The organism is Rhodopseudomonas palustris (assembly GCF_007005445.1).
GTDB classification, from domain to species: domain Bacteria; phylum Pseudomonadota; class Alphaproteobacteria; order Rhizobiales; family Xanthobacteraceae; genus Rhodopseudomonas; species Rhodopseudomonas palustris_G.
In genome coordinates this window covers 4,422,496-4,448,185 of the sequence record NZ_CP041387.1, presented here as the reverse complement: position 1 = coordinate 4,448,185, position 25,690 = coordinate 4,422,496, and the positions used below count along the sequence as shown (strand labels likewise).

Genomic DNA, 25,690 nt, shown 5'->3' with positions numbered 1-25,690 from the left:
ACAGGGGCGGGTTCGGACGCGCCTCAGTCGCGGGAACGGGTGCCCATTTGGGTCGAACAGACGGCCGCGCGCCATCGCGGCGGCCGCTCTCCGCCGCATTGAATGGCAAGAAACCCCATGCTAGGCAAGCGCCGAAACCGGCCCTGCGCCGACGTCCGGGGCGCCTCGCGCCTGCCCGCGATCCCACGCCAGGCGATTTCGCCCCATGACCGCGCCCGTCGATACCTCCAAGCTCCGCATTCTCGAAATCGGCGGCGGCTATTTCAAACTGCAATATCCCGAGCGAACCACCTGTCTGTGGACCTGGACCAAGCTGACCGGCGATTTCGGCAAGCTCGACGGCTTCTCGACGCCCGACCGCGTGCTGCGCGAATTGCGCGCCGCCGACCGCGGCGAATACGATGTCGTGGTGGTCAACAGCCTGCGCTACTCGCCGTGGCATCCGCGCTATTGGGCGCGCGGCATCTTCTACACCCCGGCCAATCCCTGGGCGGCGCTGACCCGGCAGTTCGGCCCCAGCATGTTCCGCTGGGTGAAGTCGCCGGTGCCGCTTGTCGCGGTCGAGATGGACGATCACTTCGCGATCTCGAAGAGCAGCGTCTTCCTGCTCGACAAGGCCCAGGCGTATTTCAAGCGCGAGCTGCCGTGCGACAAATGGCAGGCGCTGGCTGGCACGGTGCATCCGCATCTGCCGACGCTGCGCTATCGCCGCAGCGAGAAATGGCAGCGACGGATCGACAGGCTGCAGCCGATCTCGTTGCCGCAGTTCCGGTTCGACGCACGCTGGCGCGACGCGCCGTTTCCCGAGAAGACCCACGACATCTTCTTCATCGGCTCGGTCGACGGCAATTCGACGGTGCGGCGGGACGGCCTGCCGGAGCTGGAGCGGCTGCGGGCGGCGGGGGTGCGGATCGATCAGCCGACCGAGCGGCTGCCCTACGACGCCTTCATGGAGCGGATGTCGCATTCCTGGCTGGCGTGGTCGCCGGAAGGCATGGGCTGGGACTGCTACCGGCACTACGAAGCGCCGATCGTGCAGTCGGTGCCGCTGATGAACAACCCGACCATCCTGCGCTACGCACCGCTGCTCTCCGGTGAGCACGGCGTGTACTACGACATCGAACCGGGCGGGCTGGAGCGTGCCGTCACCTCAGCGCTGGCGGACAAGGGCAAGCTGCGCCGCATGGCATTGGCTGCCCGCGACCACGTCTTCGCCCATCACACCGTGAAGGCGCACTGCGACCACATCCTGCAGGCCGCGATCGCGGCGAGGTGACGGCCCCGCTGCCGCCGAGCCCTGGATTGCTGCGCTCGCAATGACGAACGAAGGTCGTCGGTCGCCTCACACCGCCGCGGCGAGCTGGGAGAATTCCTTGACGACGCGCTCATAGACCGGGCGCTTGAACGGCACGATCAGCTCCGGGAGATTGTGCATCGGCTCCCAGCGCCAGCTCGTGAACTCCGGCTTGTGCCCGCCGCCGGGGTGGGCGACGTTGATTTCGGAATCCGTCCCGATGAAGCGAGCCGCGAACCATTTCTGGCGCTGACCGCGGTAGCGCCCCTTCCAGGCGCGGCCGGCCACGGTGCGGGGGATATCGTAGATCAGCCAATCCGGCACCTCGGCGAGTTTCTCGACCGAATGGACGCTGGTCTCTTCGTACAGCTCGCGCTTGGCGGCTTCCCAGGTGTCTTCGCCCGGATCGACGCCGCCTTGCGGCATCTGCCAGACATGGGTGTCGTCGACGTGTTCGATGCCGCCGGCGCGGCGCCCGATGAAAACGAGACCCTCCCGGTTGATCAGCATCACGCCGACGCAGGTTCGATAGGGCTGGTCTTCGTAGCGGGCCATTCCGTCAGTGCCTTCCGCATCCCCAAGAGCAGGGTGGTCTCAACTTGATTTTGATTTCAGCATCGCTGTTGTCAATGGCACCAGGACGATGCCCCGACTCTCCAAGCTCTTGCTCCAGTTGACAATTCGTTCAATCGTCACGGGAAGCGCAGAAGCCATGCCGATGGCGCTGCCGCGCTCCTTGGCGATGCTCTCAAGCCGTGTCAGCGCCTTGTCGATGTCGGCGCCGGCGGGTACCTGATCGATCGTGAGGTCGGCCCTCGCGAACGGGATCGCCAGCGAGTTCGCCAAGGTTCCGGCGACGCTGCGCGGAGCGGTGCCGTCGTCCAGATAGCCGAGGCCGCGTTTGGCGGCGTCGCGAATGATCGCCTGCATCGCCGGCTCGGTGGCGACGAACCGCGCGCCCATGAAATTCGACAGGCCGACATAGCCCTGGATCCGGCTGAGATGCCAATTCAGCCGGTCGAGATTCTGCTCCGGCGCGCTGGAGGTCAGCAGCGTCTGCGGTCCGGGGTCGTTGTCCGGATAATCGAACGGCTCCATCGGGATCTGCAGAATGATCTCGTGACGCTTGGCCCGCGCCTCGGTCGCCAGCTTCCCGGGATCGGAGCCGTAGGGCGTGAAAGCGAGCGTCACCGGCGCCGGCAGCTTCATCACCGCGTCGTTGGTGCGCGCCGCGCCGATCCCCAGGCCGCCGACCACGATCGTCACCGTCGGCATCCGCTCGGCCTTGGCGCGCTCGGCGTCCGTCGCCATGGCGTAGGCATTGAACGGCTTCAGGCCCCCGGCCATCACCGGGATCATGCCGTAGCGCGACTGTTCCAGCAGTTTCGGGTTGATGCCGTCGGCCGCAACCGCGCTCGCGCCGCCCGGCGGCTCCGATTTGTCCGCCGTGTCGGCTCCGACCACGACGTCCTGCCGGGTGCCCTTGGAGCCGTCGATGATGGTGATGGTCTTCTGCCCCGGTGCGGCTTGCTTGCCGCCGTGCTGGTCCGGGCCGGCGGCGGGGGCGTTCTCCGCCTTGCCGTCCGGGGCCTTTGCCGGCGCGGCGGCCGCCTGCTTCGGGGCATCGGCCGCAGGCGGGATCTCGAGGCGGACCACCGGCTCGCCACCGAGCGGATCGTGGCTGAAGATCGCGAAGCCGAGGAAGGCGAGGACAAAGACGCCGAGCAGCGTCGCGATCGCCTGCGTCGCGTTGAACGGCAGCCGATAGTGGCGCAGTCGCTGCCAGCGGCTGCGCTTCTGACCCAGCGGGGTGCTCAGTTCGTCCGCCGCCACTACCAACGATCTCCCGAATCAGTCGCTGCGACGATAGCACGACACGGCGGCGCTCGACGTCGCCCGCCGCCGGCACGCGAGCCGGGCAGCAAAAAGGGGGACCGAGGGGGACGATTCCTCACCCGGGGCCGCCAAAAGGTCAGCAACGAAGCCGCCCTCAGCGTCCTCGCCTACAATATCCTGCGCGCCATCAATCTCGTCGGCGCCGCCACTTTGCGAACCAGCCTCGCCTGAGCCAACAACCATCTCGCCAAAGAAAAAGGCCCCGGAAAACCGGAGCCTTCGACTTTTCACACGGCCTGCCAGGGGCCGGCCTTTCAGCAAACGAATGAAGCCGGAAACGCCGACCGATCAGTTCGCCGCCTTGTTGCCGGCCGGCTTGTCGACCGCGGCCTTGTCGCCGTTGGTCTGCTTGTCCGCCACCGGCGCGGTCGCGTTGACCTTGATGCCGTGGAGCATGTCGGCCGCGGCCTTCAGCGCCTTGTCGTCCTTGGCTTCCGGCGGCACGTAGGATTGCGAGCCGGTCTTCTCGTCGCCATCGGCGCCCTTCAGGTGGCCGCGCAGCGAGGCTTCGCCCTTGGTGTCGGTCCGCGCCTTGATGTCGGCGGGCACGTCCTGCATCACCTCGATGTCCGGGGTGATGCCCTTGGCCTGGATCGACTTGCCCGACGGCGTGTAGTAGCGCGCCGTGGTCAGCCGCAGCGCGCCGTTGCCGGAGCCGAGCGGAATGATGGTCTGCACCGAGCCCTTGCCGAACGACCGGGTGCCGACCACGGTGGCCCGCTTGTGATCCTGCAGCGCGCCGGCGACGATTTCGGAAGCCGAAGCCGAGCCGCCGTTGATCAGCACGATCACCGGCTTGCCCTTGGTCAGGTCGCCCGCATGGGCGGAGCGGCGCTGGGTTTCTTCGGCATTGCGGCCGCGGGTCGAGACGATCTCGCCGCGATCGAGGAACGCGTCGGAGACGGTCACCGCCTCCTCGAGCAGGCCGCCCGGATTGTTGCGCAGATCGAGGATGAAGCCCTTCAGCTTGTCGGCACCGATCTGATTGGTGAGGTTGGTGATCTCCTTCTTGAGCCCCTCGGTGGTCTGCTCGTTGAAGGTGGTGATGCGGATGTAGCCGATGTCGCTGTCCTCGACCCGGGCCCGCACCGAGCGGACGCGGATGTTGTCACGCACCAGCGTCACTTCGATCGGAGCGTCCTGGCCCTTGCGGACGATCTTCAGCCGGATCTTGGTGTTGACGGGGCCGCGCATCTTCTCGACCGCCTGGTTCAGCGTCAGGCCCTGCACCGCTTCGTCGTCGAGATTGGTGATGATGTCGTTGGCCAGGATGCCGGCCTTGGATGCCGGGGTATCGTCGATCGGTGATACCACCTTGATCAGGCCGTCTTCCATCGTGACTTCGATGCCCAGACCGCCGAACTCGCCGCGGGTCTGCACCTGCATGTCACGGAAGCTCTTGGCGTCCATGTAGCTCGAATGCGGGTCGAGTCCGGTCAGCATGCCGCTGATCGCGGATTCGATCAGTTTGGAGTCGTCGGGCTTTTCGACGTAGTCGCTGCGCACGCGCTCGAACACGTCGCCGAACAGGTTGAGCTGGCGATAGGTGTCGGAGGTGGCGGCACGGGCGCTGGCGCCCATCAGCATCGTGCGCGGCTGGGTCACGAAGAGCGTCAGTGCGGCACCGGTGACGGCACTGAGGAGGATTACCGAAGTCTTGCGCATCATCCGCGAACCTTCTCGCCTTCATTTGCGGCCCACCATGGACCTGGATCGATGGGAGTGCCGTCTTTACGGAACTCGACGTAGAGCACGGGCTGACTGGCGTTGGCTGCGAGGATCGAGGCGACCCGCGAGGTCGACCCCATGGTCGCGACCGGCTCTCCCGTGAGCACGAACTGGCCGATATTGACTGAAATGCGCTCCATCCCGGCGATGAGGACATGATACCCGCCACCGGCATTGAGGATCAAGAGTTGTCCATAGGAGCGAAATGGGCCGGCATAGACCACCCAGCCGTCGCAGGGTGTGGTGATCTGCGCGCCCGGCCGCGTCGACAACGAGATCCCGCGCTCGACGCCGCCGACCCCGTCCGGGCGTCCGAAATCACGGATCTTGGCGCCGTTCACAGGAAACGGCAGCATGCCCTTGGCCGAAGCGAAGGCGATTGCCGGGCTGAGCCGGCCCGGATCCTTCAGCGCGGCGAGATCCGGCTTGCCGCCCGGCGAGGTGGGGGCGCCCTTCTGTCCGGCGACCGCTGCGGCCTTGGCGGCGCTCTTCAGGTCCTGTTCCATTTTGGCGATCAGGCCCTGCAGGCTGTCGACCTGGCGCGACAATGTCAGCGCCCGGCCGCGCTCGGCGTCGATGTCCCTTTCGACCGCGCTCTGCTGCCGCTGTCGTTCCTCGACCAGCGCGGCGAGGCGGGTCTGGTCCGAGCCCAGCCGGCTGCGGTCGGCGGCGAGCTGATCGCGTTCGGCGGCGATCTTCTGGCGCACGGCGATCAATTCGCCGAGGTCGGTGGCGAGCCGTTCGGCACGGGTTCGCAATTCCGGTACTACGGCACCTAACAGGATCGCGGTGCGCAGCGACTCCAATGCATCCTCCGGCCGCACCAGCAGCGCCGGCGGGGCGCGTCGGCCGGCGCGTTGCAGCGCCGCCAGCACTTCCCCGATCTCGTCGCGGCGCTGATCCAGGGAGCTGCGGATCTCGTTTTCGCGGGCGTCCAGCGGCCGCAACCGGGCTTCGGCGTCGCTGATCCGGGTTTCGATCGTGCGTACCTTGGCGGCGACGTCGATCAGTTCCTGATTGAGCTTGGTGCGGTCGGCCCCGATCGCGGCGAGATCGGCCTTGAGCCGGTCCTGCTGCTCGGCTGCGCTCTTCTGCTGCGCCCGCGCCGCCTCGAGTTCCTGTTCGTGCTGCTTGATCAGGTCGGCCATCGAGGGCGAGGCCGTGGTCGCGGCCGGTGCCGTCTGTGCCTGGGCTGCGGCGATCAACGCGGCCTGCCGGGGCGCAAGGCCGTGCGCGAGCAGGCCGCCCGCCGCAAGGCCAGCAGACAACAGCGCCGCTCGTCCCCAGGGGCCGGCAGCCGATCTGTCCCTCGCAGCCCTGTGGCGCGGTGCATGCATCGGTTCACTACGGCGTCGATTACGCACGATGATAAGGATGTCCCGCCAAGATCGTCGCGGCCCGATAGATCTGCTCCAACAGCAGCACGCGGACCAACTGGTGCGGCCAGGTCGCAGCGCCGAACGACAGGCTCAACTTTGCCTTGCGCCGCAATTCGGGCGAAAGTCCGTCCGCACCGCCGATCACGAAAATAGTACCGGGCACCTGCTCGTCCCGCCACCGCCCGAGCTGGGTGGCGAAGGCCGTGCTGCCGAGGCTCTGGCCACGCTCGTCGAGCGTCACCAGCACGGCGCCGTCGGGGACATGGCCGGTGATTGCCGAGGCTTCCTCCGCCATCCTGGCCGGCGCCTCGCGGGCGCGGCTTTCAGCGATTTCATGAACATCGAGGCCACGGAAGCCGAGCTTGCGGCCGAGATCATCGAACCGCGCGCGATAGCGTTCCGCCAGCTCCCGCTCCGGCCCCTGTTTCAGTTTTCCGACCGCAAGGATCATCAGTCGCATCGGCTCACGCGCCCCTTGCGCGAGAGCCGCGCTCCTCATCCGTCAGACACCCGTCGTCAGCCGCGCCGCCCCCCAAAAGAGGGGGTGCGATGGCTACAGCGTCTTGGCCGGCGCCGGTCCCTGAGTCCACAACCGCTCGAGGTTGTAGAATTCGCGGACCTCGGGACGGAAGACGTGCAGTACGACGTCGCCGCTGTCGATCAGCACCCAATCGCAATTCGGCAAGCCTTCGACGTGCGGGGCGGCGATGCCGGCCTGCTTGAGCGCCTTGACGACGTTCTCGGCGATCGCGCCGACGTGACGATTAGCTCGCCCGCTGCTGACGACCACGTAGTCGAACATCGCGGATTTGCCGCGGAGGTCGATCGTTACCGTTTCTTCCGCCTTCATGTCGTCGAGGCGGGAGAGGATCAGTTTCAGCGTCGCTTCCGCATCCGGCGCAGCCTTGACTGGCGCCGCATCCGAAAGGATCGCCTCGGGGATCGGTCCTGGCGCAGTCCTGGTTGACGCGGACCGCGATGCCTTTGCCGCGACCGATTTCGGCAAAGCCGACGTGGACAATACAGACGTGGTCAGGGACCTTTCCTTTCACTGTATCGTGGGTGCCGACTCCCGGTGCCCACAGGTCATTCTAGAGCAATTTCCAGCAAAGTGGAATCGGCGCAACCGTAAGCACCCGCAGCGCCGCCGCGCAGTCGCGCAAATGTCACACGTCCGATGTGGGGAGCGCCGCGCCTGGAGTCCAGCGGGCGCGGTCATCATGCTTTCCAGCTTCCATCGGGGTTCCGCAACGCCGTCGATGACACCGGCGATTTCAGCCCGGTGAGAAACACCCAGGCTGGAGGCGGATGATCGGCCAGCGTCGTTGCCGCGTCGGCAGGAAGTCGCATGCGCATCAGACGCTGCGCAGCGGGAGCCGCCAGGGCGCGCAGGCTGGTCGGCGGACGGTCGATCACCGCAATCGGAATCTCGGCGGCGATCTGCTGCCACTGCTGCCAGCGATGGAACTGAGCCAGATTGTCGGCGCCCATGATCCAGACAAAGCGAGCGCCGGGACAATGCCGGCGCAGATAGCGAAGAGTGTCGGCAGTGTAGCGGGTGCCGATGACGGCTTCGAGACGGCTGACCTGGATCCGCGGATCGTCCGCGATCGCCTGCGCGGCGGCCACGCGGGCGTCGATCTCGCGTAGCCCGGAGACGTCCTTCAGCGGATTGCCGGGCGACACCAGCCACCACACCCGGTCGAGCCCCAGCCGCTTGATCGCGAACTGGCTGATCGCGCGATGCGCCAGATGCGGCGGATTGAACGAGCCGCCGAGCAGCCCGATCCGCATCCCGGGCGTGAACGGCGGAATCGCGCGGCGCGCCGCGGCGAGATCCGGCGTCACCTCAGCCTCGGCGGCGCGGCGGCATCACGGCCGGGTCTGCCCGCTGCCGTGGATGCGATACTTGAAGGTGGTGAGCTGCTCGGCGCCGACCGGCCCGCGGGCGTGGAATTTGCCGGTGGCGATTCCGATCTCGGCGCCGAAGCCGAACTCACCGCCGTCGGCGAACTGCGTCGAGGCGTTGTGCAGCACGATCGCAGAATCGACCTCGCTGAGAAACTTCGCGGCGGCCTGCGTATCCTCGGCGACGATCGCGTCGGTGTGGTGCGAGCCGTGATCGTGGATATGGGCGATCGCCGCATCGACGCCGTCGACCAGCTTGGCGGCGATCACTGCATCGAGATACTCGGTGTCCCAGTCCTCGTCGCTCGCCGGCTTCACCCGGGGATCGACCTGTTGCACCGCCTGATCGCCGCGCACTTCGCACCCTGAGTCGATCAGCATCGTCACCAGCGGCGCCAGATGCGTCGCAGCGCCGGCGCGATCGATCAGCAGCGTTTCGGCCGCGCCGCAGACGCCGGTGCGGCGCATCTTGGCGTTGAGCACGATCGCCTTGGCCATCGCCGGATCGGCACTGCGATCGACATAGACGTGATTGACGCCTTCGAGATGCGCGAACACCGGCACCCGCGCCTCGCTTTCGACGCGCGCCACCAGACTCTTGCCGCCGCGCGGCACGATGACGTCGACCGCGCCATCGAGGCCGGCGAGCAGCAGCCCCACCGCGGCGCGGTCGCGGGTCGGCACCAAACTAATCGCCGCGTCCGGCAGCCCGGCTTCGCGCAGGCCCTGCACCAGGCAGTCGTGAATCGCACGGCCGGAGCGGAAGCTCTCGGAGCCGCCGCGCAGGATCACGGCATTGCCGGACTTCAGGCACAGCACGCCGGCGTCGGCGGTGACATTGGGGCGGCTCTCATAAATCACCGCGACGACGCCGAGCGGCACCCGGACGCGTTCGATGGTCATGCCGTTCGGCCGCTGCCAGCTCTCGGTGACGGCGCCGATCGGGTCGGGGATGCCGCGCACCACCGCGATGCCTTCGGCCATCGCCTCCACCCGCGCGGGCGTCAGCGTCAGACGGTCCAGAAATGCCGAGGTGGTACCGGCCGCTTTGGCGTCGGCGACATCCTCGGCATTCGCCGCCAGGATCTTGTCGGCATGGGTGCGGATCGCCCGCTCCATCGCTTCCAGCGCGCGGTTCTTCTGCTCCGGCGGCGCCAGCGCCAGGATCCGGGCCGCGGCGCGGGCCCGGCGGCCCAGGTCGGTCATCAGCGTCGTCAGTTCGGCGCTGCCGTCGATGGCTTTGAGCGAGGCGGTCATGGGCTGGAGCCTGAAAAATCCGAGTTACGTCATGTAAATAGGAGGAAAATGCCGGTACGCCAAGCCGGTTGCAGGGAAACCGGGTGATCCCTATCCTTCTGAAATCTGCTCAAGGAGGCTCCCATGGCCGGCAGCTACACCCTCGACGAGCACTCCGCGGCGTTCGTCGACAGCCTGGTCGAAAGCGGTCGCTACGAGACCGCGGGCGACGTCGTGCGGGAAAGCCTGCGCCAGATGCAGGCGCGCGAAGCCAAGCTCAAGGCGCTCCGGGCGGAGATCCAGAAGGGGCTGGACAGCGGGCCGGGCGAGGAGTTCGACGCCAAGACCTTGGCTGAGGATGTGAAGCGACGTGGACGGGAGAGGCTCGCTGCTGCGCGCGCAGCAGCCTCCAAAGGTGTTTCTTAATCGTCGCCTAAGTCCACGCGCGCGCACCGACCTCGACCAGATCTGGTCATTTATTGCAACTGATAACGAACACGCTGCTGATGCAGTGATCGAATTGATCACCCAAACGTTCGACCTGCTCACGCCGAATCCTGGTGCAGGTCGGCGGCGCCCGGAACTGTCACCAACGGTCCGGAGTTTTCCTGTCGGTAGTTACCTGGTCTTCTACGGCCGAGGCGGGAGCCATTCGGATTGCGCGTGTGCTGCACGGGCGCCAGGACATTACGCCCAAGGATATCGCGCCCTGATCACGCCGGCGCCGTCCCGACCACCAGGTCGTCGCGATGGATCATCTCGGCGCGGCCGGTGATTCCGAGAATCATCATCACGTCGGGGGACGACCGGCCTTTGATCTTCTCGGCATCCTCGGCGTCGTACGCGACCAGGCCGCGGCCGATCTCGTGAGTATCCGGCCCGCGCACGATCACCGCATCGCCGCGCGAGAACTGGCCGTCGACCCGGATCACGCCGGCCGGCAGCAGGCTCTTGCCGGCACGTAGCGCGCTGACCGCGCCGGCGTCGATCGTCAGCGTTCCTTTCGGCTCCAGCGATCCGGCGATCCAGCGCTTGCGCGCCGTGACCGGATTGGCGGGGGTCAGGAACCAGGTGCACTTGCCGCCCTCGGCGATCGCCTTGAGCGGGTGATCGATCTTGCCGGAGGCGATCAGCATATGCGTCCCGGCGGAGGTCGCGATCTTGGCCGCCTCGATCTTGGTGCGCATGCCGCCGCGCGAAAGCTCCGAACCGGCCGCCCCGGCCATCCCTTCGATCTCGGCGGTGATCGCTTCGACCACCGGGATCAGCGTGGCGTCGGGATCACTGCCGGGCGGTGCGGTGTACAGCCCGTCGATGTCGGACAGCAGGATCAGCAGATCGGCGCTGGCCATCGTGGCGACCCGGGCCGCGAGCCGGTCGTTGTCGCCGTAGCGGATTTCGGTCGTCGCGACGGTGTCGTTCTCGTTGATCACCGGCACCGCGTGCCATTCCAGCAGCTTGCCGATGGTCGAGCGGGCGTTGAGGTAGCGCCGTCGCTCTTCTGTGTCCTGGAACGTCACCAGGATCTGGCCGGCGCCGATGCCGTGGGCGCCGAGCACTTCGGACCAGGTTCGTGCCAGTTCGATCTGGCCGACCGCGGCGGCGGCCTGGCTTTCCTCGAGTTTCAGCGGGCCGCGCGGCAGCTTCAGGCGGCTGCGGCCCAACGCGATCGAGCCGGACGATACCACCATCACGTCGCGGCCGCCGCGATGCAGCTCGGCGATGTCGGCGGCCAGCGCCGCCAGCCATCCGGCCCGCACCTCACCGGCGGCAGAATCGATCAGCAGCGACGAGCCGACCTTGACGACGATACGGCGGAAATCGCGAAGTTTGGGGCTGGCCATGGGAGTATATCGATCACAGCGTCGCGGGGCGCTAAAGCGCGGCGACTGGCGGGAAGAGGCTCGTTTTGCAGCACGGCGCCGGCTCGCGCAAGCCGTGCGAACGGACCGGCAGAGCTGTCGTCACCGGGGCTTGCGGTGGTCCGGATGGCGGGGCCGCTCAGGCGTCCTGGGGCGCCCACGGTTTGGCTTCGGCCGGATTGTCGGCGGTGCCGATCGCCTTGTCGGAGACCGGCGCTTCGCCGATCACCGCGACCAGCGCCCGCAGCGCCTCCGGCACGCCCCGGCCGGTGACGCCGGACAGCAGCAGCGGCGTCTTCTTGGCGGCCCGCTTCAGCCGGTCCTTCTGCTTCTTCAATTCGTCCGGATCGACCGCGTCGATCTTGTTCAGCGCGACGATCTCGATCTTGTCCGTCAGCGCGTCGGCATAGGCTTCCAGTTCGCCGCGCACCGTCTTGTAGGCCTTGCCGGCGTGTTCGCAGGTGGCGTCGATCAGGTGCAGCAGCACCCGGCAGCGCTCGATATGGCCGAGAAAACGGTCGCCGAGGCCGGCGCCCTCATGGGCGCCTTCGATCAGGCCGGGAATATCGGCAAGAACGAATTCGCGGCCGTCGCTGTTCACCACCCCAAGCTGCGGATGCAGCGTCGTGAACGGATAGTCGGCGATCTTCGGCTTGGCGGCGCTGACCTTGGACAGGAAGGTCGATTTGCCGGCATTCGGCAGGCCGACCAGGCCGGCATCGGCGATCAGCTTCAGCCGCAGCCAGATCCAGCGCTCCTCGCCGGGCAGGCCGGGGTTGGCGTGGCGCGGCGCGCGGTTGGTCGAGGATTTGAAATGGGCGTTGCCGAAGCCGCCATTGCCGCCCTTCGCCAGCACGAACCGCTCGCCGACCTTGGTGAAGTCGTAAATCAGCGTTTCCTTGTCCTCGTCGAAGATCTGGGTGCCGACCGGCACCTTCATCACGACGTCCTTGCCGCCGGCTCCGTGGCGGTCGCTACCCATGCCGTTGCCGCCTTTCGGCGCCTTGAAATGCTGCTGGTAGCGGTAGTCGATCAGCGTGTTGAGGCCGTCGGCCGCCTCGACGATGATGTCGCCGCCGCGGCCGCCATTGCCGCCATTGGGGCCGCCGAACTCGATGAACTTCTCGCGGCGGAACGCCACGCAGCCGTTCCCGCCGTCGCCGGAGCGAATGTAAACCTTGGCTTCATCGAGGAATTTCATGGGCCATCCGTATCGTAAGGTCGGGGGGCGCGGCAATACTTCGATCATCGCCGGCCGCTGCCGCAGTCTGAAAGTCGAAGCGACGCTGCGACGCCTTGCGTCGGTTCGCGCAGCGGCGCGATAAGCGCCGGTCATGACCGACAGGGCAGATATGGGGCTGTTCGCCAAAATCACCACCGCATCCGATCCGCGCACCGCGCGGATCGCCGGCATCCTGCTGATGCTGCTGGCGATGCTGGCGTTCTCGTTCTCCGACGCGGCCGGCAAGACCGTGGTGGCGACCTATTCGGTCGGACAATTGCTGCTGCTGCGGGCGCTGGCCGGGCTGCTGGTGCTGTCGCCGCTGATCTGGCGTCAGCGCAAGGCGTTCGCGCGGCTGGAGCGGCCGGGCCTGCAACTGGCGCGGACGTTGATCGCCGCCTGCGAAGTCGCGGTGTTCTATCTGGCCACCGTCTATCTGCCGCTCGCCGACGTCATCACCTTCTATCTCGCCTCCTCGCTGTTCGTCTCCGTCGGCGCTGCGCTGTTTCTCGGCGAGCCGATCGACAAGCCGCGGGCGATCGCGATCGTGATCGGCTTCGTCGGCGTGCTGATCGCGCTGCAGCCCTCGGCCCAGACCGTGAGCTGGCCGGCGCTGATCGCGATCCTCGCCAGCGTGCTGTTCGCAGGGCTGCTGCTGCTGACGCGGTTCTTGCGCCAGACCCCGGACATGGTGCTGGCCTCGCAGCAATTCGCCGGAACGCTGCTGCTCGGCCTCGTTCTGGCTCCGTCGGGCTGGATGACGCCGCCCCCCGGCGATCTGGTCTGGTTCGCGATTTCGGGTGCGGTGTCGGCGGTCGGTCTGCTGTGCGTCAACCGATCGCTGCGGCTGGCGCCGGCGAGCGTGGTGGTGCCGTATCAGTACACGATGATCATCTTCGCCGCCGCGTTCGGCTGGCTGCTGTTCGGCGATGTCCCGTCGCATGCGCTGATGGTGGGCGCGGCGATCATCGTCGGCTCCGGGCTTTATCTCGGCTGGCGCGAGCGTGCGGCCCGTCCGCCGGCCGTGTGACTACTCGCTGACGCGCAGCGTCAGGCCGTTGAACCTCTCGCTGAGCACGCGCGCACGTTCGCGGCGCTCCTCGATCAACAGCTTGCGCTCGGTCGCCTCGAACGCGTCGAGGTCGGCACGGAATTCGTCGCGCACGTCGCGGACGGCGACGGCCTGGTCGGGCGAAACGGGCATCTGGACCTCCCTGGTCGAACTGACGCCTGACTACACGTAGTTGATGAAGATCGCGTATGCGTGAAGTTGGAGGCGGCGCGATCAGCCGGCGATGGTTAAACGCCGATTGAACGCGCCCTGTCCGCCAGGATCAGATACCGAACCGGCGGTCTAGATCGACGAAGCGGAAGCTGAGCTGTTCGGTCCGCTCGCGATGCTGATCGGCCTCCGCGGCGCGGTCGGCGGCGCGTTCGATCTGATCGATCGTCGCGGGCGCGAGCGGCTTGATGTCTTCGGCGAGGTCGCGGGCGAGGACGGCTTGGATGTAGCGATGAGCGGACATTTGGAACTCCCTGTTTGGAAGTCCGTCCTACGCAGCTTGCCCGCCCCGCTGAACTCGGTTCCGACCGAGGTCGGTTGCTTCTCCTCCGGCGGTGGTTAAGCGGTGGGTAACAGCAAAGGTGAGGCTTGATACGACTGTCTCGGAAACAGCATCGGCCGGGGCGCGGCCCGGCCGATGCGTACACTCTCCCGACGACGTCTGCGTCAGCACCGCCGCTTGGTCGTGCCCCACTTCTTCAGCGACGACCACACCCCGCGGGTCAGGCGGAAGCAGTCGACGGGGCTCGATGACGCGATCGCGTCGAAGCGGTGCAGCTCGACACCGGTCCATTGAAAGCCGCACTTCTCCAGCACGTTGCGCGACGCCGGATTGATGACGCGGGCACCGGAGATCATCTGCCTGGCGCCGTGCACTTCGAACGTGAAGTCGATCACCGCTCGTGCAGCTTCAGTGGCGTAGCCGTTGCCCCAATGCTGCACGCCGAGCCAATAGCCGAGCTCCGGCGCATCGCGGTCGCTCCAGTCGACGCCGACCAGGCCGATCGGCTCCAGGTCTTCGGCCTCGATCAGGAACACGCTGTCGTTGCCCTTGGGCAGCGCGGTGACGAAGCGCGCGGCGTCGTCGCGGGTGTACGGGAACGGCATCCGCCGGGTCATCTCGACGACACGGCGATCATTGGCGAGCGAAGCGATGGCCTGAACGTCCGCGAGCACCGGTTTGCGCAGCGTCAGCCGCTCGGTCTCGAGGACGCAAGGTCTCGCCTCGCGCAACGAGGGCGTGGTGGTCGGGATCTCCTGCAACATGGCGGGCTCCTGAAGATGCGCCGTAGAACTACGCAAAGAAAAAGGGGAGGCCGGTTATCCCGCCTCCCCTGGAGCCCTTAGGTGTGCTCCGCCGGTTTGACAGGACCCGGCGGACACATATTTTCGGTCCACCGTCTATTCGGCCGCCTGCATCGCAATCGGGAGTACCGATACGTAGGTGCGGCCGTTGGCTTTGGCGCGGAATTCGACGTGGCCTTCCACCTTGGCGAACAAGGTATGATCAGTGCCCATGCCGACGTTGAGGCCGGGATGCCACTGGGTGCCGCGCTGACGCGCAATGATGTTGCCGGGAATCACGCGCTCGCCGCCGAACGCCTTGATGCCAAGACGCTTGCCTGCGGAATCACGTCCGTTGCGCGAGGAACCGCCCGCTTTTTTATGAGCCATGGCTCGTCTCCAAAATCCGAAATGCCTTTTAGATGAATCCCGTTACGGAATCATCCCGCTTTTTTGTCACGCCTGCTGCGCGCCGACTTACTCGGCAGCTTCCGCAGCCGGGGCCGCCTTGGCGCGCTTGGGGCGGGGACCGACCGAAGGCTGCTTGCCGTCGGCGAGGATCTCGGTGATCCGCAGCACGGTGATTTCATCGCGATAGCCGCGCTTGCGCTTGGAGTGCTTGCGGCGGCGCTTCTTGAACGCGATCACCTTCGGACCGCGCTTGTGGTCCAGCACTTCGGCCGCCACGGTGGCGCCGGCCACGGTGGGCGCGCCGAGAACCGGGGTGTCGCCGCCCAGCACCAGCACTTCGCCGAGCTGGATGATGGTGCCGACGTCGCCGTCGAGCTTGCCTACTTCGAGCACATCTTCCGGAACGACACGGTACTGCCGGCCGCCGGTTTTGATGACTGCGAACATCTTTTTGTTCCTTCGTGTTCGAACCCGGCCTCGGGTGAACCCGGGCCGGCTTTTTGGTCAGTCGATGACGGGGTGCGACGACGAAAGCGCCGCGGCTTCGGTGCGGACGGACTTGAGCCGGGCGAAAACACGCCTCTGGCCGCACAAAAACAATCCGGCGCGAGACCTGCCCGCGCCGGTGCGTGACTTATACCCGCCGGGTCACTGCCGTCAAGGCGGCGCGGCCGCGAATCTGCCGGCGGCGGACGGCCCGGCAGGCGGAGCCGGAGCGGGCATGCAACCAACCGGTTCCGGGATCGTTGTCGATCGGTTCGAACGGGGGGCTCCAGATGGCTGAGGATACCGCCACCAATGCCGGCATCGCCGGGCATGGCGCGACGCGCCTGCCTTCGGTCGAGATCGACAGCTACAATATCGAGATCAAGGACGACGACGGGTTTCTCGGCGACCGCGCGTGCCGGGGCGCATTCCAGCGCCTGCTCGACGATTGGCGCAAGCCGCTGCGCGAGGCGGGCGACGATCCTTTTGGTCGGCGGGACACCAAGAAGATCGCCAAAGGCGCGCTCGACGAGGCTCTGACCAGCGACGACGTCGCCGCCGCGGCGGTGGTGCACAGCGCGATCGAGGATTTCGCCCAGGAGCTTGCCTATGTCACCAAGCGCTTCCTGCGCACCAAGGCCTGGGCCGACACCGAGTGTATCGTGGTCGGTGGCGGCTTCCGCCAGAGCCGGGTCGGCGAATTGGCGATCGCCCGCACCGACATTCTGCTGAAGGCGGAGGGCCACGCGGTCGATCTGGTGCCGATCCGGTTTCATCCCGACGAGGCCGGGCTGATCGGCTGCCTGCATCTGGCGCCGTCGTGGATCTTCGAGGCGCACGACAGCATCCTGGCGGTCGATATCGGCGGCTCCAACATCCGCTGCGGCGTGGTCGAGACCGCCTGGAAGAAGGCGCCGGACCTGTCGAAAGCCTCGGTCTGGAAGTCCGACCTGTGGCGCCACGCCGAGGACGAGCCGACCCGTGAGGGCGCGGTGAAGCGGCTGACGCGGATGCTGAAGGATCTGATCGCGCAGGCCGAAGACGAAGGCTTCAAGCTGGCGCCGTTCATCGGCATTTCCTGTCCGGGCGTGATCAACGCCGACGGCAGCATCGAAAAGGGCGCCCAGAACCTGCCCGGCAATTGGGAGAGCAGCAAGTTCCACCTGCCGCGCAGCCTGCTCGAAGGCATCCCGATGATCGGCAAGCACGACACCGCGATCCTGATGCACAATGACGGCGTTGCCCAGGGCCTCAGCGAAGTGCCGTTCATGCAGGAATTCGAGCGCTGGGGCGTGCTCACGATCGGCACCGGCCTCGGCAACGCCCGCTTCACCAACCGCCGCGACAAGGACAAGGCGAAGAAGGAACGCGAGAAGGACAAGGAGAAAGACAAGGACAAGGGCAAAAAAGACAAGGATAGCAAGGAGAAGGCCTGATCTCCCGCGGCTCCCGGCGCCGCGCGGGGGCGGCGATCTGGCGTTCTCCGGTCGATTCCGGAGAGAAATCCGCCGCACCCCGCCTTGTCTATCCGCCGCTCCTCGCCTAGAACACGCCCCAACCACCGGGCGTGAATCGCCCGCTTTGGCACCAAGGAGAGGTGGCAGAGTGGTTGAATGCACCGCACTCGAAATGCGGCATAGGTGCAAGCCTATCGGGGGTTCGAATCCCTCCCTCTCCGCCATCGCCCTTATAAGCTATTGAAACTGCTCAAATCATTGAGCTGTAAGGACTTTTAAATCGCCGATTGGTACACAACGGCGGTACATATGGTCCTTCGCATGTCGCGTCCAATTCGTCATTCCTCTGGCATCTACTGGTATCGAAAGCGCGTTCCGAAAGCGCTCCGATCACTCGTCGGCAAACTGGAAGAGAAGATCTCGCTGAGAACCCGCGATCCCGCGGAGGCCAAGATCGCCCATGCGCGAGTGTCGGCAGAGGTCGAGGAACGATGGCATCGGCTCCGTCAGGGAACGCAATCTCTGTCTCATCGGCAGGCCGAAGCTATCGCAGGTGAAATCTATCGATCGCTGATGGATGAGCACCACGATGATCCGCAGAATGCGAGCATCGGCCCGCTTCTCATCGACCAAGCTTTCCACGGGAAGGCAAAGATGGCTTTCGCAGGCAAAGACCAGAAGGCGACCGCGGCTCTCATCGAGAAGTTGCGGACCTCGCGCAATGCCAAGCGCATCGAGGGATGGTTATCCGCCCACGGCTATATCCTGACACTCGAAAGTCGGGAGCTGGTTGGAAAGGCCGTGGATAAGGCCGTCCTGCAGGCCCGCGAGCAGCTCCATCGCATGCGTGATGGCGACTATCGCCCCGATCCGAACGAAGGTCGATTTCCTCCTTTGGAAATCCAAACGGCGTCAGTAGCGCCAGCCGGCGACTTTCATCTGCTCAAGGTTTTCGACAGATATGCGAGCGAAGCTAACCTAGGCGCGGGTACAATCAAGAAGTGGCGGCCCATCATGGCGAAGATCGCTGATGAGGTGCCAGATATCCGGAATTTGACGCGTACATGGTGCATCGCTTGGAAGGATCGCCAGGTCGCCCGTGGCATAGCGATGAAATCGGTCAGGGAGACGTATATCGCCTCTATTAAAGCCGTGTGCGAGTGGGCTATCAGCAATGGCATACTGGATGAGAATCCAGCATTGCGGATCAAGGTCAAAGTCCCGAAAGAAACAGGTAAGAGAGGGTACACGGAAGGCGAAGCCACGCTGATCTTGCGTGCATCGTTGATCCCCATGTCTGATCGAGCAGGAGCTGAGCACCGCGCCGCGCGGCGATGGATTCCGTCGCTGTGTGCGTATACCGGTGCCAGAGTCGGTGAAATGGCTCAGCTTCGCAAGCAGGACGTCCGCAAAGTTGACGGCGTTTGGATGCTGCGAATAACGCCAGACGCTGGCACTGTTAAGGGAGGCGGCGAGCGCGAAATCGCAATCCATCCTGAGCTAGTCCGCCAAGGCTTCGTTGATTTTGTACTGAAATCCTCGGGGCCCTTGTTCTGTGCGAAGAAATCCCCGCGTAAGGGATCAGATCAGAACCCAACTTTTCGGAAGGTGGGCGAGCGGATCGCGGCATGGGTCCGTCAGGAAGTTGGGATCAAGGACAAAAACATCAGCCCGAATCACGCATGGCGGCATCGTTTCCGCACCATCGCGGAGGAAGTCGATATGAGAGAATCGATCCTCGACTATGTTCTAGGTCATGCGCCGGCCACCGTTGGAAGGAAGTACGGAGAAAGAAAACCTCAGTCGCAGTATCGCGAGATATCGAAAATTCCAGTGATAGATATCGGGGCAGGGAAGAATCCAGGGCACTGGTTGACCAAAAAGCCGAAGGCTCCAGCGATCGTCACCCCCGCAGGGGAACGTAAACCTGCTCGAAGGAATATGGTGGCGTCGTCGATGTGAAATGTCGGAAACGCTCCCTCCATTGCAGCTACGTTGGCCTACGCGGCGATTGCCTCAATATCCAAATCGGCCGCGCGCCGTTTTGCCTGCCGCTCCTTGGCATACGATTGCCACTCTCGATACAGATGCAGTGCTTTCCTCAGATCAGATCTCGTTCCTGTCGGAAGACATAAGAACCCTTCAGTTGCTTCCAACATTGCAATTTCTATTGAAGCATTCGCAAAAGTTCTTCCGTCGAGCAAGCGACGGGCACGATTGAGTCTCGTCTTCGCGTTCCGGACGACGGCCTTTGAGAAACCATGCTGCTGGCGGAGCCATTGCCCGAACTGCCCCTGTATTTCAGGAATCGTGTCTCCCGCCTCGCGCGCGAGGATAACCCGGCCAATGGCCTCCGCGAGCGGAGCAGGCACTGCGTTCGCGATCATCTGATCGGTGTCTCGTGACCCTGCCGAAGACCAGTCCCACTCGATGGGAAATCCCTGGATTCTCGACACCTGCTTTTGCGTCAGAACTGCAGCCGTCGCAGCGGGCACAGGATCGGCAGGATGAGGATTTGCGAGATAATGCGGACGCGGACGTTCGCGCGTTGTCCGGATTACGGCCGGCGCAGGCTCGTCGAGTGTCCGCACCCCTCGACCCTCGTAGTAGGGTCGCGTGTAGAATGCCCCCGCTTCGATCAGTACGGAATCGGTTGGATGCGGTCGATAATTCGGCGGGATCGACCGTCTCGAATCACGGCAGATCGTCGGTGCGGGGCCATCCGTAGTCCAGATTCCACGGGTTCCCGATACGCAGGGTTGGAAATGGCAGGCATCGCCGAGCGCGTCTCCAATCATATCCCTGATCGTCATCGACCTTGGCGATCGCGCAGCCGCCAATGCGGATTCGAGAAAGCCATCCTGTTCGCCAAGCCGACCAATCACGAAAAGACGCCGTCGGCGCTGCGGGACACCATAATAGCTGGCGTCGAGTTTTGCCTCGGTCAGACCGTACCCCGCTTTCACTAGCATCGCGCGGGCGTCTATCCACGCCTGCGAACGGGCGGCAAGTGGGACATTCTCCATGACAAACCATCGAGGTCGGACGATCGCGACGAGCATTGCAAATGCCCTCGTCAACGCTGCCCGCTCCCCTTCGACACGCTCACCGGCTGCAGAGAAATCCTGGCACGGCGGGCCTCCTATCAGGATGTCGGGCGCGAGCGTCGCCAGCATCGGGCCGATCCGGAAGATATCCTTCAGGTCCGCCTGCCAGACACTGCCGCCGAGGTTTCGACGATAGATCTCCACCGCCTTGTCCCAGGAATCGTATGCCTGAACCAGCTCAAAACCGGCACGTTTGAAACCGAGGGACATGCCGCCAGCACCGCAAAAAAGTTCAACAGTCCGCACTTCAACCATTCCAAAACGTAACTGACTTCTCAGTTACGTTTTGAGGGGTTGAAAATTGGTTATGGTGGGTCGTTTCGAGACCGCATGACGCTCGAGGGGCTCCTGTCTCGGCAGCGGGGATGTAGCACGCGTCTTGTCACCCGCAAGTTCTCGACCGAGCATTTTCCATGCGGCCGTTAGCACGGGTGCCATGGAGAGATGCAGTTGAACGCGATGTCTGGAGGTCTGAGCGCGCCGAAACCGTCGCCGACAAAGGCGGCGAAGGCCATTGCTGGCCGGCTGCAGAGGCTTGGCTTCGAGCCCTTTCAGTCGGATCGTGAGCGATATCTCGTCCGGCTCGACGACCATTCTGGCGAGATCGTCGAGCTTGGTCGTCCGCTGCGCACATCTCGGCTGTTCAAGAAGTCAGTGCTTCCTCGCGATATCGAGACCGTCCGCAATATCGAAGCGTTCGTGAAAGAATCTGGATACGACGATTTGCTGTACTGGGGAGTCGGGCTGACAGGGGCGAAAGCCGACGTCGGTGGTCTGGTCGAAGCGAATGTCGAGTTCAATCGCCTCATCAACATTCATTTCAGCGAGATGCGGCGCCGCAATCGGTTCGAATTGATCCTTTTGGTCATCCATCCGAGGTTCGATCCAGTTAGCCGTCGTTTTGATCTCCACGCCCATTTCATCTGCCGTGTCCCGCGCGAACACAGGGAAGCCGCCAGCCGGCGGCTTCTCACCGCCTTCTCGAAAGCCCACGTTCCGCAGGAGCCTGTTCGCAAAGTAGCAGCGTGCGCCACTTACATGTTGTGGGGCATCTGCCCTCCCGAAGAAACCGTCCTACTTCCCGACGAGGCTCTGTCGGACCTCTGGCGCCTGTCTCAATCGAAAGCGCGTCTCGTCCGAAAAGGTCGCCTGTTTGGGAAATGGACCCGCCAAGACGTCGTAACCATCGACGAACACGAACGCGAGCGGCGTGAACGCATCAAAAAGAACAGGTTGGAGACCGCAGACCCGCGTCCGCAGCCTGCGTGGCGGGACCGTCTGCTTGCAAGGGTGAAGGCCACCATCAACGGAAGCAAGATTTCCGCTCTGTTGTTTGAAGAACGACGGGGGATGTCGGAGGACGGTGCTAAGGAGGAATCCAGAAGTCGAGTAGACTCGTCTTCAGCGACTGTCGCCACAATTCAGGACTCGGCAGACGGCACCATCTTCGATGCCGCCGAGACGATCGATGTGCCGGAAACGGACGCCCCCGCCAAAGCGCCAGAACGGGCCAAGGACGGGGGACAATGGGATGGCGCGAGAAAGTTGGTCAGAGCGGCAACCGCGATCGTAGCACGTGCGCTCCGTGTTTCTACGATGCGGCTTGGCGAATTCGCACGTCGCCTGTCGTGTCGGTGCCGCGGATCGCCTGGATGATCCTCTGGCCGTCAGGGCGAACCGATCCATCTGGACCAACATGGCGATACAGCGTCTGACGGGAAACACCGAGCTCACGGCACAAATCGGCGACGTTGGTCTCAGGCTTGCCCATCGCGGCCTGTGCGAGGCGGACCTTCGCGCATGTCATCGCCGCTTTCCGTCCGCCAACACGTCCACGGGCACGCGCCGACGCCAATCCGGCAATAGTCCTTTCCCGGATCAGCTCGCGTTCGAACTCGGCCAGCGTGGCAAAAATGCCGAACATCAATTTGCCCTGCGCCGTCGTCGTGTCGATGGCGCCGTGGCCTGTCAGCACGCGAAGACCCACACCACGTCGAGCCAGATCATCGACGGTGGTCACCAGATGTCGGAGATCGCGGCCGAGACGGTCGAGTTTCCAGATCACGAGCGTGTCTCCGGAACGCAATGCCTTCAGGCAATGCTCCAGGCCGGGACGGTCATCACGGCTTCCAGACACGTGATCCTGATAGATCATTTCAGGACTGATGCCCGCAGCCATCAACGCATCGCGCTGCAGATCGACGACTTGCGATCCGTCTGCTTTGGAAACACGGACATATCCGATCAACTCACCCATGGTCTTCTCCCCTGTCACGCAAACGACCGTTTGCGTGACAAATGGTGAGTCGAGGATTCACCGGCGGCAAGGCGTCACTTAATCCGTCACGAATTCTTTGTGTCGCAAACCATCGCCGACCGAGATTCGAGACACGAGGGTGGAAGTGCCGATCCCCGAATTGGGCAGCATCACTCCCCGTTGATCAGACTTGTCGTATTTCCGCCGGCGCCAGAACAATTGAGAGCCAGCAATAGTTTGTGGCTCCGCACAAACAACTGGCCAAGGGCTTTGCCCCGTGGAACCCATGGAGACATCGAATGTCTAGCTCGAACGTTCGGCAGAAAACCACGACCACGACATTCCGGATGACGCCTGTCGAGCGCGCAGCCGTCGTTGCGGCTGCGGATGCCGTCGGCATGGGACCATCAACCTTTGCCCGCACTACCGTTCTTCGTGCCGTTGGCCGTGACGCCCCCGTCCGTAAACGCCGCGACGCCATTGCCGTCGTGATCGCACCGGCCCTGGGTCAACTCGGCAAGATCGGCAACAACCTGAACCAATTGACGCGGCATGCCCATGTCGGAGGCCGCGTGGACTCGGAATCCCTGGTCGATCTTCGCGACGAGACCGAGCGCCTAACACTTGCGGTACTCGCTCTCCGGAACGAGCCGCCCGCATGATCGTCACCACCAGGCGACACGGCAGGACACGCCGAGATATCCGGAAGCTACTCCAGCACCTCGATAAGCAAGCCGGGCAAACGTCCCGCGTCGTCACCATCGGCAATGTGCCGCTCGGCAGCGTCGATGACGTCATGCACTACATGGAGACTTTGCGCGATGCGTCTCGGGCAACAGTTTCCTGCCACCATATCTCCCTCTCGCCGAGGAATCGATTGTCGGATGCGCAGCGCGACGAAGCCGTCCGCCGGATCCTCGTTGCGATGGGAGCCGAAGATCATGCCTTCACTGTCTGGGAGCATTCCGGGAAACCCCGCGCCGACGCCGACGTCGCCGATGATCATTACCACGTCGTTGTGGCGCATGTCGGTCCCAATGGCCGAGCCCTGTCGGATCGGAACTCCTATGTCCGCCTTGAAGCTGCTGCGCGAACCCTGGAAGCCGACTTCGGGGAGCAGATCACGCATTCCCGGAAAACGAAATCGGTCGCGGACGAACTTTGCAGAATTGGACGCGGTGATGTCGCCGCGATGATGACCGTGCCGGCGATACCGCCCATGAGTGCGATGTCATCGGAAACGCGCGCCCGAGCCGAACGCGCGGGACTAGATCTTCCAAAGATACACGCTGTCGTCCGTACGGCGTGGACCAACTCTGGCGGGGGAGCGGCGTTCAGGAGCGCGCTCCAGGATGAAGGGTTCGAACTCGTTCGCGGAAAAAAGCCCGGCGTCTTCATGGTGACGACATCGGGCATCGAGATCGGCGCACTCGACAGGATCGTTCGCGAAAAACGCGCAGACGTCGCAGCGCGCATGACACAGGAGGAAGACAATGACCGACAATCACAAGAAGGCCCGCTCTCCGGGAGAAGCGATCTATCTGGAAGCGCGAGGAGCCAGAACAACCTCAGAACAACTCCTGCCTCTGTTGGCCCTGCTAAAAGAGAACGAGACCGAGGACCGTCGGCCGTTGGACGAATTGATGGACGTTCTCCATGCGATCATCGAGGGATTGCGATACCAAAACGGAATCCTCGAACGGCTCGACGCCGCGTGCGTGAGCGCGTCGTCGTCGCCGACCTCGGGCGTCTCGACCTCAACCGACTGATGGCGGCGGCCCATGCGGTGGCCGCCGGCGGCGGTTCGATTCATAGTGATCGAGGTTCACTACGGGGACGACGCGGCATGACCAAGAAATCGGACGATCAGAGCAAGATCGATTTCAAGAGTAAATTAGTCTGCGCAGCGGCACCGCAAGGCTTCAACATCACGCCGTTTGCGGCCGATCTTCGGATGATAGAGGTGCCGACCCCCACGAATCCCGTGACCAAAATTCTCTTGCGCGACGGCGGTTGGGTCGAGATCGACCCACGGACGCGATCCGTTCGCTTTTGGGGCACGCCTGGTCGCGCAATTATGCTTGCCTCAGCTATTTCGGATGCAGGAGGTTGGCAAATAAGCGAACTGAAACACACAGCAACCTTTGTTCGGAAGGCCACCGCCTCGCCTGCCGGCCGTCACGTCGATAGTCATAAACCCGATCTCGTCACGTGGTGGCAGGAACGGGGATACACCGCGACGGCTGCCCCTGATGGAACGTGGGTTCACGTCGGTGGCGCTCGAATCCGAGACATGGGCGATCTGATGGAGGTCCACGGTCCAGTGTCGGGCGATATCGCCATTGCGATCATCACCAAGGCTAAGCTTGCTTGGGATGGTGGTGTCCGTCTTCATGGGGAATGGACCCAGATTGAAAAGGACATGGTCTGGCTCGAAGCAAAGCGGCAGGGCGTGGCGGTCGAGAACTGCGAACCGTCCTCCGTTGCCATCGATCTTTGGAAGAAGGAAAAGGAAAAGTCCGTCCGTCGTGTCGAAACCGTCGGAAAGATCCGGTCGGCCGTTCAGGATGCCGCCGATCTGCTTGGTGCTGCGCGAGGTAATCAGGAAGCGCTTATCCGTCTTCCGGAAGATCTCCGGATGTTCGTGATGTCGTATCTGGACGATAATCAACGGGCCGAATTCTCGACATACGACGTCGTTAACGTAATCCCGGAATTGGCTCGCTTCCGGAAACTGGGAGCGGCCGAAATTGCCAGGATCAAGGGAATGGGTGGGCCGCTGCCAACGCCCCCTGTTCCAGAAACTTCGCTTACGCCCAGCGATCCCCAGAATCCGAAACCCACCTGAAGATGACACTGTCTCCAGCAGTCGTCTTGCTACGGCGATACGTTCTCGAACGCGCCTCTGAACGCTTCCCGTGCAAGGAATTTGCGCGGTATGACTTCAATATCGGGGCGTGGGTTCGTTGTGACGAGGCTACGGCCCGCGCCTCGGAGCATTGGCGCCGCCTTCGTCGGTCGTCGGCAGCGTGGTGCCCCGTTCTCGGTTCTCGAACCGACGTCTTAACCGACGATGCTTTACAAGCCTTCTTCCTCACGA

26 protein-coding genes and 1 tRNA gene are annotated in these 25,690 nt (G+C 64.2%); 10 read left to right on the top strand and 17 right to left on the bottom strand.

Annotated elements, in window-relative coordinates; translation table 11 throughout:
• Positions 1 to 205 precede the first annotated feature (205 nt).
• Positions 206 to 1,276: a glycosyltransferase gene (locus FLL57_RS20485; protein ID WP_142883882.1), complete on the top strand. Its 1,071-nt coding sequence runs from the start codon at positions 206 to 208 to the stop codon at positions 1,274 to 1,276.
• 66 nt (positions 1,277 to 1,342) lie between these two features.
• Here FLL57_RS20485 and FLL57_RS20480 read toward each other — a convergent pair whose 3' ends face one another.
• From FLL57_RS20480 to FLL57_RS20445, 8 genes are all read right to left on the bottom strand, one after another.
• Positions 1,343 to 1,849 carry an RNA pyrophosphohydrolase gene (locus FLL57_RS20480; protein ID WP_142883881.1) on the bottom strand — a complete coding sequence of 169 codons (507 nt, stop codon included), beginning with the start codon at positions 1,847 to 1,849 and terminating at the stop codon, positions 1,343 to 1,345.
• A gap of 39 nt (positions 1,850 to 1,888) precedes the next feature.
• Complete coding sequence (locus tag FLL57_RS20475; RefSeq protein WP_013500307.1) at positions 1,889 to 3,127, bottom strand: divergent polysaccharide deacetylase family protein; 1,239 nt, start codon at positions 3,125 to 3,127, stop codon at positions 1,889 to 1,891.
• A 351-nt stretch (positions 3,128 to 3,478) separates the two neighbouring features.
• Positions 3,479 to 4,858, bottom strand: coding sequence for a S41 family peptidase (locus FLL57_RS20470; RefSeq protein WP_013500308.1), 1,380 nt, complete (start codon positions 4,856 to 4,858; stop codon positions 3,479 to 3,481).
• On the bottom strand, positions 4,855 to 6,255 hold the full coding sequence (locus FLL57_RS20465) for a murein hydrolase activator EnvC family protein (protein WP_013500309.1): 1,401 nt from the start codon (positions 6,253 to 6,255) through the stop codon (positions 4,855 to 4,857). The genes FLL57_RS20470 and FLL57_RS20465 overlap by 4 nt, the downstream gene beginning before the upstream one ends.
• 19 nt (positions 6,256 to 6,274) lie before the next feature.
• On the bottom strand, positions 6,275 to 6,757 hold the full coding sequence (gene rlmH, locus FLL57_RS20460; protein WP_041806963.1) for a 23S rRNA (pseudouridine(1915)-N(3))-methyltransferase RlmH: 483 nt from the start codon (positions 6,755 to 6,757) through the stop codon (positions 6,275 to 6,277).
• 93 nt (positions 6,758 to 6,850) lie between these two features.
• Entirely contained in the window at positions 6,851 to 7,240 is a 390-nt protein-coding gene (gene rsfS, locus FLL57_RS20455) for a ribosome silencing factor (protein ID WP_041807647.1), read from the bottom strand.
• A 275-nt stretch (positions 7,241 to 7,515) separates the two neighbouring features.
• Complete coding sequence (locus tag FLL57_RS20450) at positions 7,516 to 8,145, bottom strand: nicotinate-nucleotide adenylyltransferase (protein ID WP_013500312.1); 630 nt, start codon at positions 8,143 to 8,145, stop codon at positions 7,516 to 7,518.
• Between the two features lie 24 nt (positions 8,146 to 8,169).
• Positions 8,170 to 9,462, bottom strand: coding sequence for a glutamate-5-semialdehyde dehydrogenase (locus tag FLL57_RS20445; protein ID WP_142883880.1), 1,293 nt, complete (start codon positions 9,460 to 9,462; stop codon positions 8,170 to 8,172).
• Between the two features lie 123 nt (positions 9,463 to 9,585).
• On the opposite strand from FLL57_RS20445, the gene FLL57_RS20440 reads away from it, so the two are divergent.
• Together FLL57_RS20440 and FLL57_RS20435 are read left to right on the top strand one after the other, a co-directional pair.
• Complete coding sequence (locus FLL57_RS20440) at positions 9,586 to 9,867, top strand: type II toxin-antitoxin system ParD family antitoxin (protein WP_142883879.1); 282 nt, start codon at positions 9,586 to 9,588, stop codon at positions 9,865 to 9,867.
• Positions 9,812 to 10,216: a type II toxin-antitoxin system RelE/ParE family toxin gene (locus tag FLL57_RS20435; RefSeq protein ID WP_349627444.1), complete on the top strand. Its 405-nt coding sequence runs from the start codon at positions 9,812 to 9,814 to the stop codon at positions 10,214 to 10,216. Before FLL57_RS20440 ends, FLL57_RS20435 begins: the two co-directional genes overlap by 56 nt.
• Here the strand turns inward: FLL57_RS20435 and proB are convergent.
• Entirely contained in the window at positions 10,155 to 11,285 is a 1,131-nt protein-coding gene (gene proB, locus FLL57_RS20430) for a glutamate 5-kinase (RefSeq protein ID WP_013500315.1), read from the bottom strand. The genes FLL57_RS20435 and proB overlap by 62 nt on opposite strands.
• A 157-nt stretch (positions 11,286 to 11,442) precedes the next feature.
• A complete protein-coding gene (obgE, locus tag FLL57_RS20425; RefSeq protein ID WP_013500316.1) occupies positions 11,443 to 12,504 on the bottom strand; it encodes a GTPase ObgE in 1,062 nt (353 codons plus the stop codon).
• 151 nt (positions 12,505 to 12,655) lie between these two features.
• On the opposite strand from obgE, the gene FLL57_RS20420 reads away from it, so the two are divergent.
• Positions 12,656 to 13,555, top strand: coding sequence for a DMT family transporter (locus FLL57_RS20420; RefSeq protein ID WP_047308173.1), 900 nt, complete (start codon positions 12,656 to 12,658; stop codon positions 13,553 to 13,555).
• Here FLL57_RS20420 and FLL57_RS23420 read toward each other — a convergent pair whose 3' ends face one another.
• The 5 genes from FLL57_RS23420 to rplU all read right to left on the bottom strand — a co-directional run bounded on the left by FLL57_RS23420 (position 13,556) and on the right by rplU (position 15,730).
• Positions 13,556 to 13,729, bottom strand: a complete 174-nt coding sequence (locus FLL57_RS23420) for a hypothetical protein (RefSeq protein ID WP_185966164.1) — start codon at positions 13,727 to 13,729, stop codon at positions 13,556 to 13,558. It lies immediately after the preceding gene.
• A gap of 130 nt (positions 13,730 to 13,859) precedes the next feature.
• Positions 13,860 to 14,051 carry a hypothetical protein gene (locus tag FLL57_RS20415; protein ID WP_142883878.1) on the bottom strand — a complete coding sequence of 64 codons (192 nt, stop codon included), beginning with the start codon at positions 14,049 to 14,051 and terminating at the stop codon, positions 13,860 to 13,862.
• A gap of 203 nt (positions 14,052 to 14,254) precedes the next feature.
• Positions 14,255 to 14,854, bottom strand: coding sequence for a GNAT family N-acetyltransferase (locus FLL57_RS20410; RefSeq protein WP_142883877.1), 600 nt, complete (start codon positions 14,852 to 14,854; stop codon positions 14,255 to 14,257).
• A 135-nt stretch (positions 14,855 to 14,989) separates the two neighbouring features.
• Positions 14,990 to 15,262 carry a 50S ribosomal protein L27 gene (rpmA, locus tag FLL57_RS20405; protein ID WP_013500321.1) on the bottom strand — a complete coding sequence of 91 codons (273 nt, stop codon included), beginning with the start codon at positions 15,260 to 15,262 and terminating at the stop codon, positions 14,990 to 14,992.
• A gap of 87 nt (positions 15,263 to 15,349) precedes the next feature.
• Positions 15,350 to 15,730, bottom strand: coding sequence for a 50S ribosomal protein L21 (gene rplU / locus FLL57_RS20400; RefSeq protein ID WP_047308166.1), 381 nt, complete (start codon positions 15,728 to 15,730; stop codon positions 15,350 to 15,352).
• A 329-nt stretch (positions 15,731 to 16,059) separates the two neighbouring features.
• On the opposite strand from rplU, the gene FLL57_RS20395 reads away from it, so the two are divergent.
• The 3 genes from FLL57_RS20395 (at position 16,060) to FLL57_RS20385 (ending at position 19,188) form a co-directional block, all read left to right on the top strand.
• Positions 16,060 to 17,205, top strand: coding sequence for an ROK family protein (locus FLL57_RS20395; RefSeq protein WP_047308165.1), 1,146 nt, complete (start codon positions 16,060 to 16,062; stop codon positions 17,203 to 17,205).
• 155 nt (positions 17,206 to 17,360) lie between these two features.
• A tRNA-Ser gene (locus tag FLL57_RS20390) sits at positions 17,361 to 17,450 on the top strand.
• A gap of 97 nt (positions 17,451 to 17,547) precedes the next feature.
• Positions 17,548 to 19,188: a DUF6538 domain-containing protein gene (locus tag FLL57_RS20385; RefSeq protein WP_185966163.1), complete on the top strand. Its 1,641-nt coding sequence runs from the start codon at positions 17,548 to 17,550 to the stop codon at positions 19,186 to 19,188.
• A gap of 38 nt (positions 19,189 to 19,226) precedes the next feature.
• On the opposite strand, the gene FLL57_RS20380 is transcribed toward FLL57_RS20385, so the two are convergent.
• Positions 19,227 to 20,588 carry a DNA cytosine methyltransferase gene (locus FLL57_RS20380; protein ID WP_142883875.1) on the bottom strand — a complete coding sequence of 454 codons (1,362 nt, stop codon included), beginning with the start codon at positions 20,586 to 20,588 and terminating at the stop codon, positions 19,227 to 19,229.
• Positions 20,589 to 20,777: 189 nt separating this feature from the next.
• Between FLL57_RS20380 and FLL57_RS20375 the strand changes: the two genes are divergently transcribed.
• Entirely contained in the window at positions 20,778 to 21,989 is a 1,212-nt protein-coding gene (locus tag FLL57_RS20375) for a hypothetical protein (protein WP_142883874.1), read from the top strand.
• On the opposite strand, the gene FLL57_RS20370 is transcribed toward FLL57_RS20375, so the two are convergent.
• Positions 21,925 to 22,590 (bottom strand): recombinase family protein, encoded by a 666-nt coding sequence (locus FLL57_RS20370; protein ID WP_142883873.1) that lies wholly within the window; start codon positions 22,588 to 22,590, stop codon positions 21,925 to 21,927. The two genes, FLL57_RS20375 and FLL57_RS20370, sit on opposite strands and share 65 nt — an antisense overlap.
• Before the next feature lie 299 nt (positions 22,591 to 22,889).
• Between FLL57_RS20370 and FLL57_RS20365 the strand changes: the two genes are divergently transcribed.
• The gene (locus FLL57_RS20365; RefSeq protein WP_142883872.1) at positions 22,890 to 23,252 is read left to right on the top strand and encodes a plasmid mobilization protein; all 363 of its coding nucleotides are present in this window, start codon (positions 22,890 to 22,892) and stop codon (positions 23,250 to 23,252) included.
• Complete coding sequence (locus FLL57_RS20360; RefSeq protein ID WP_142883871.1) at positions 23,249 to 25,438, top strand: relaxase/mobilization nuclease domain-containing protein; 2,190 nt, start codon at positions 23,249 to 23,251, stop codon at positions 25,436 to 25,438. Before FLL57_RS20365 ends, FLL57_RS20360 begins: the two co-directional genes overlap by 4 nt.
• The last annotated feature ends 252 nt before the right edge of the window (positions 25,439 to 25,690 follow it).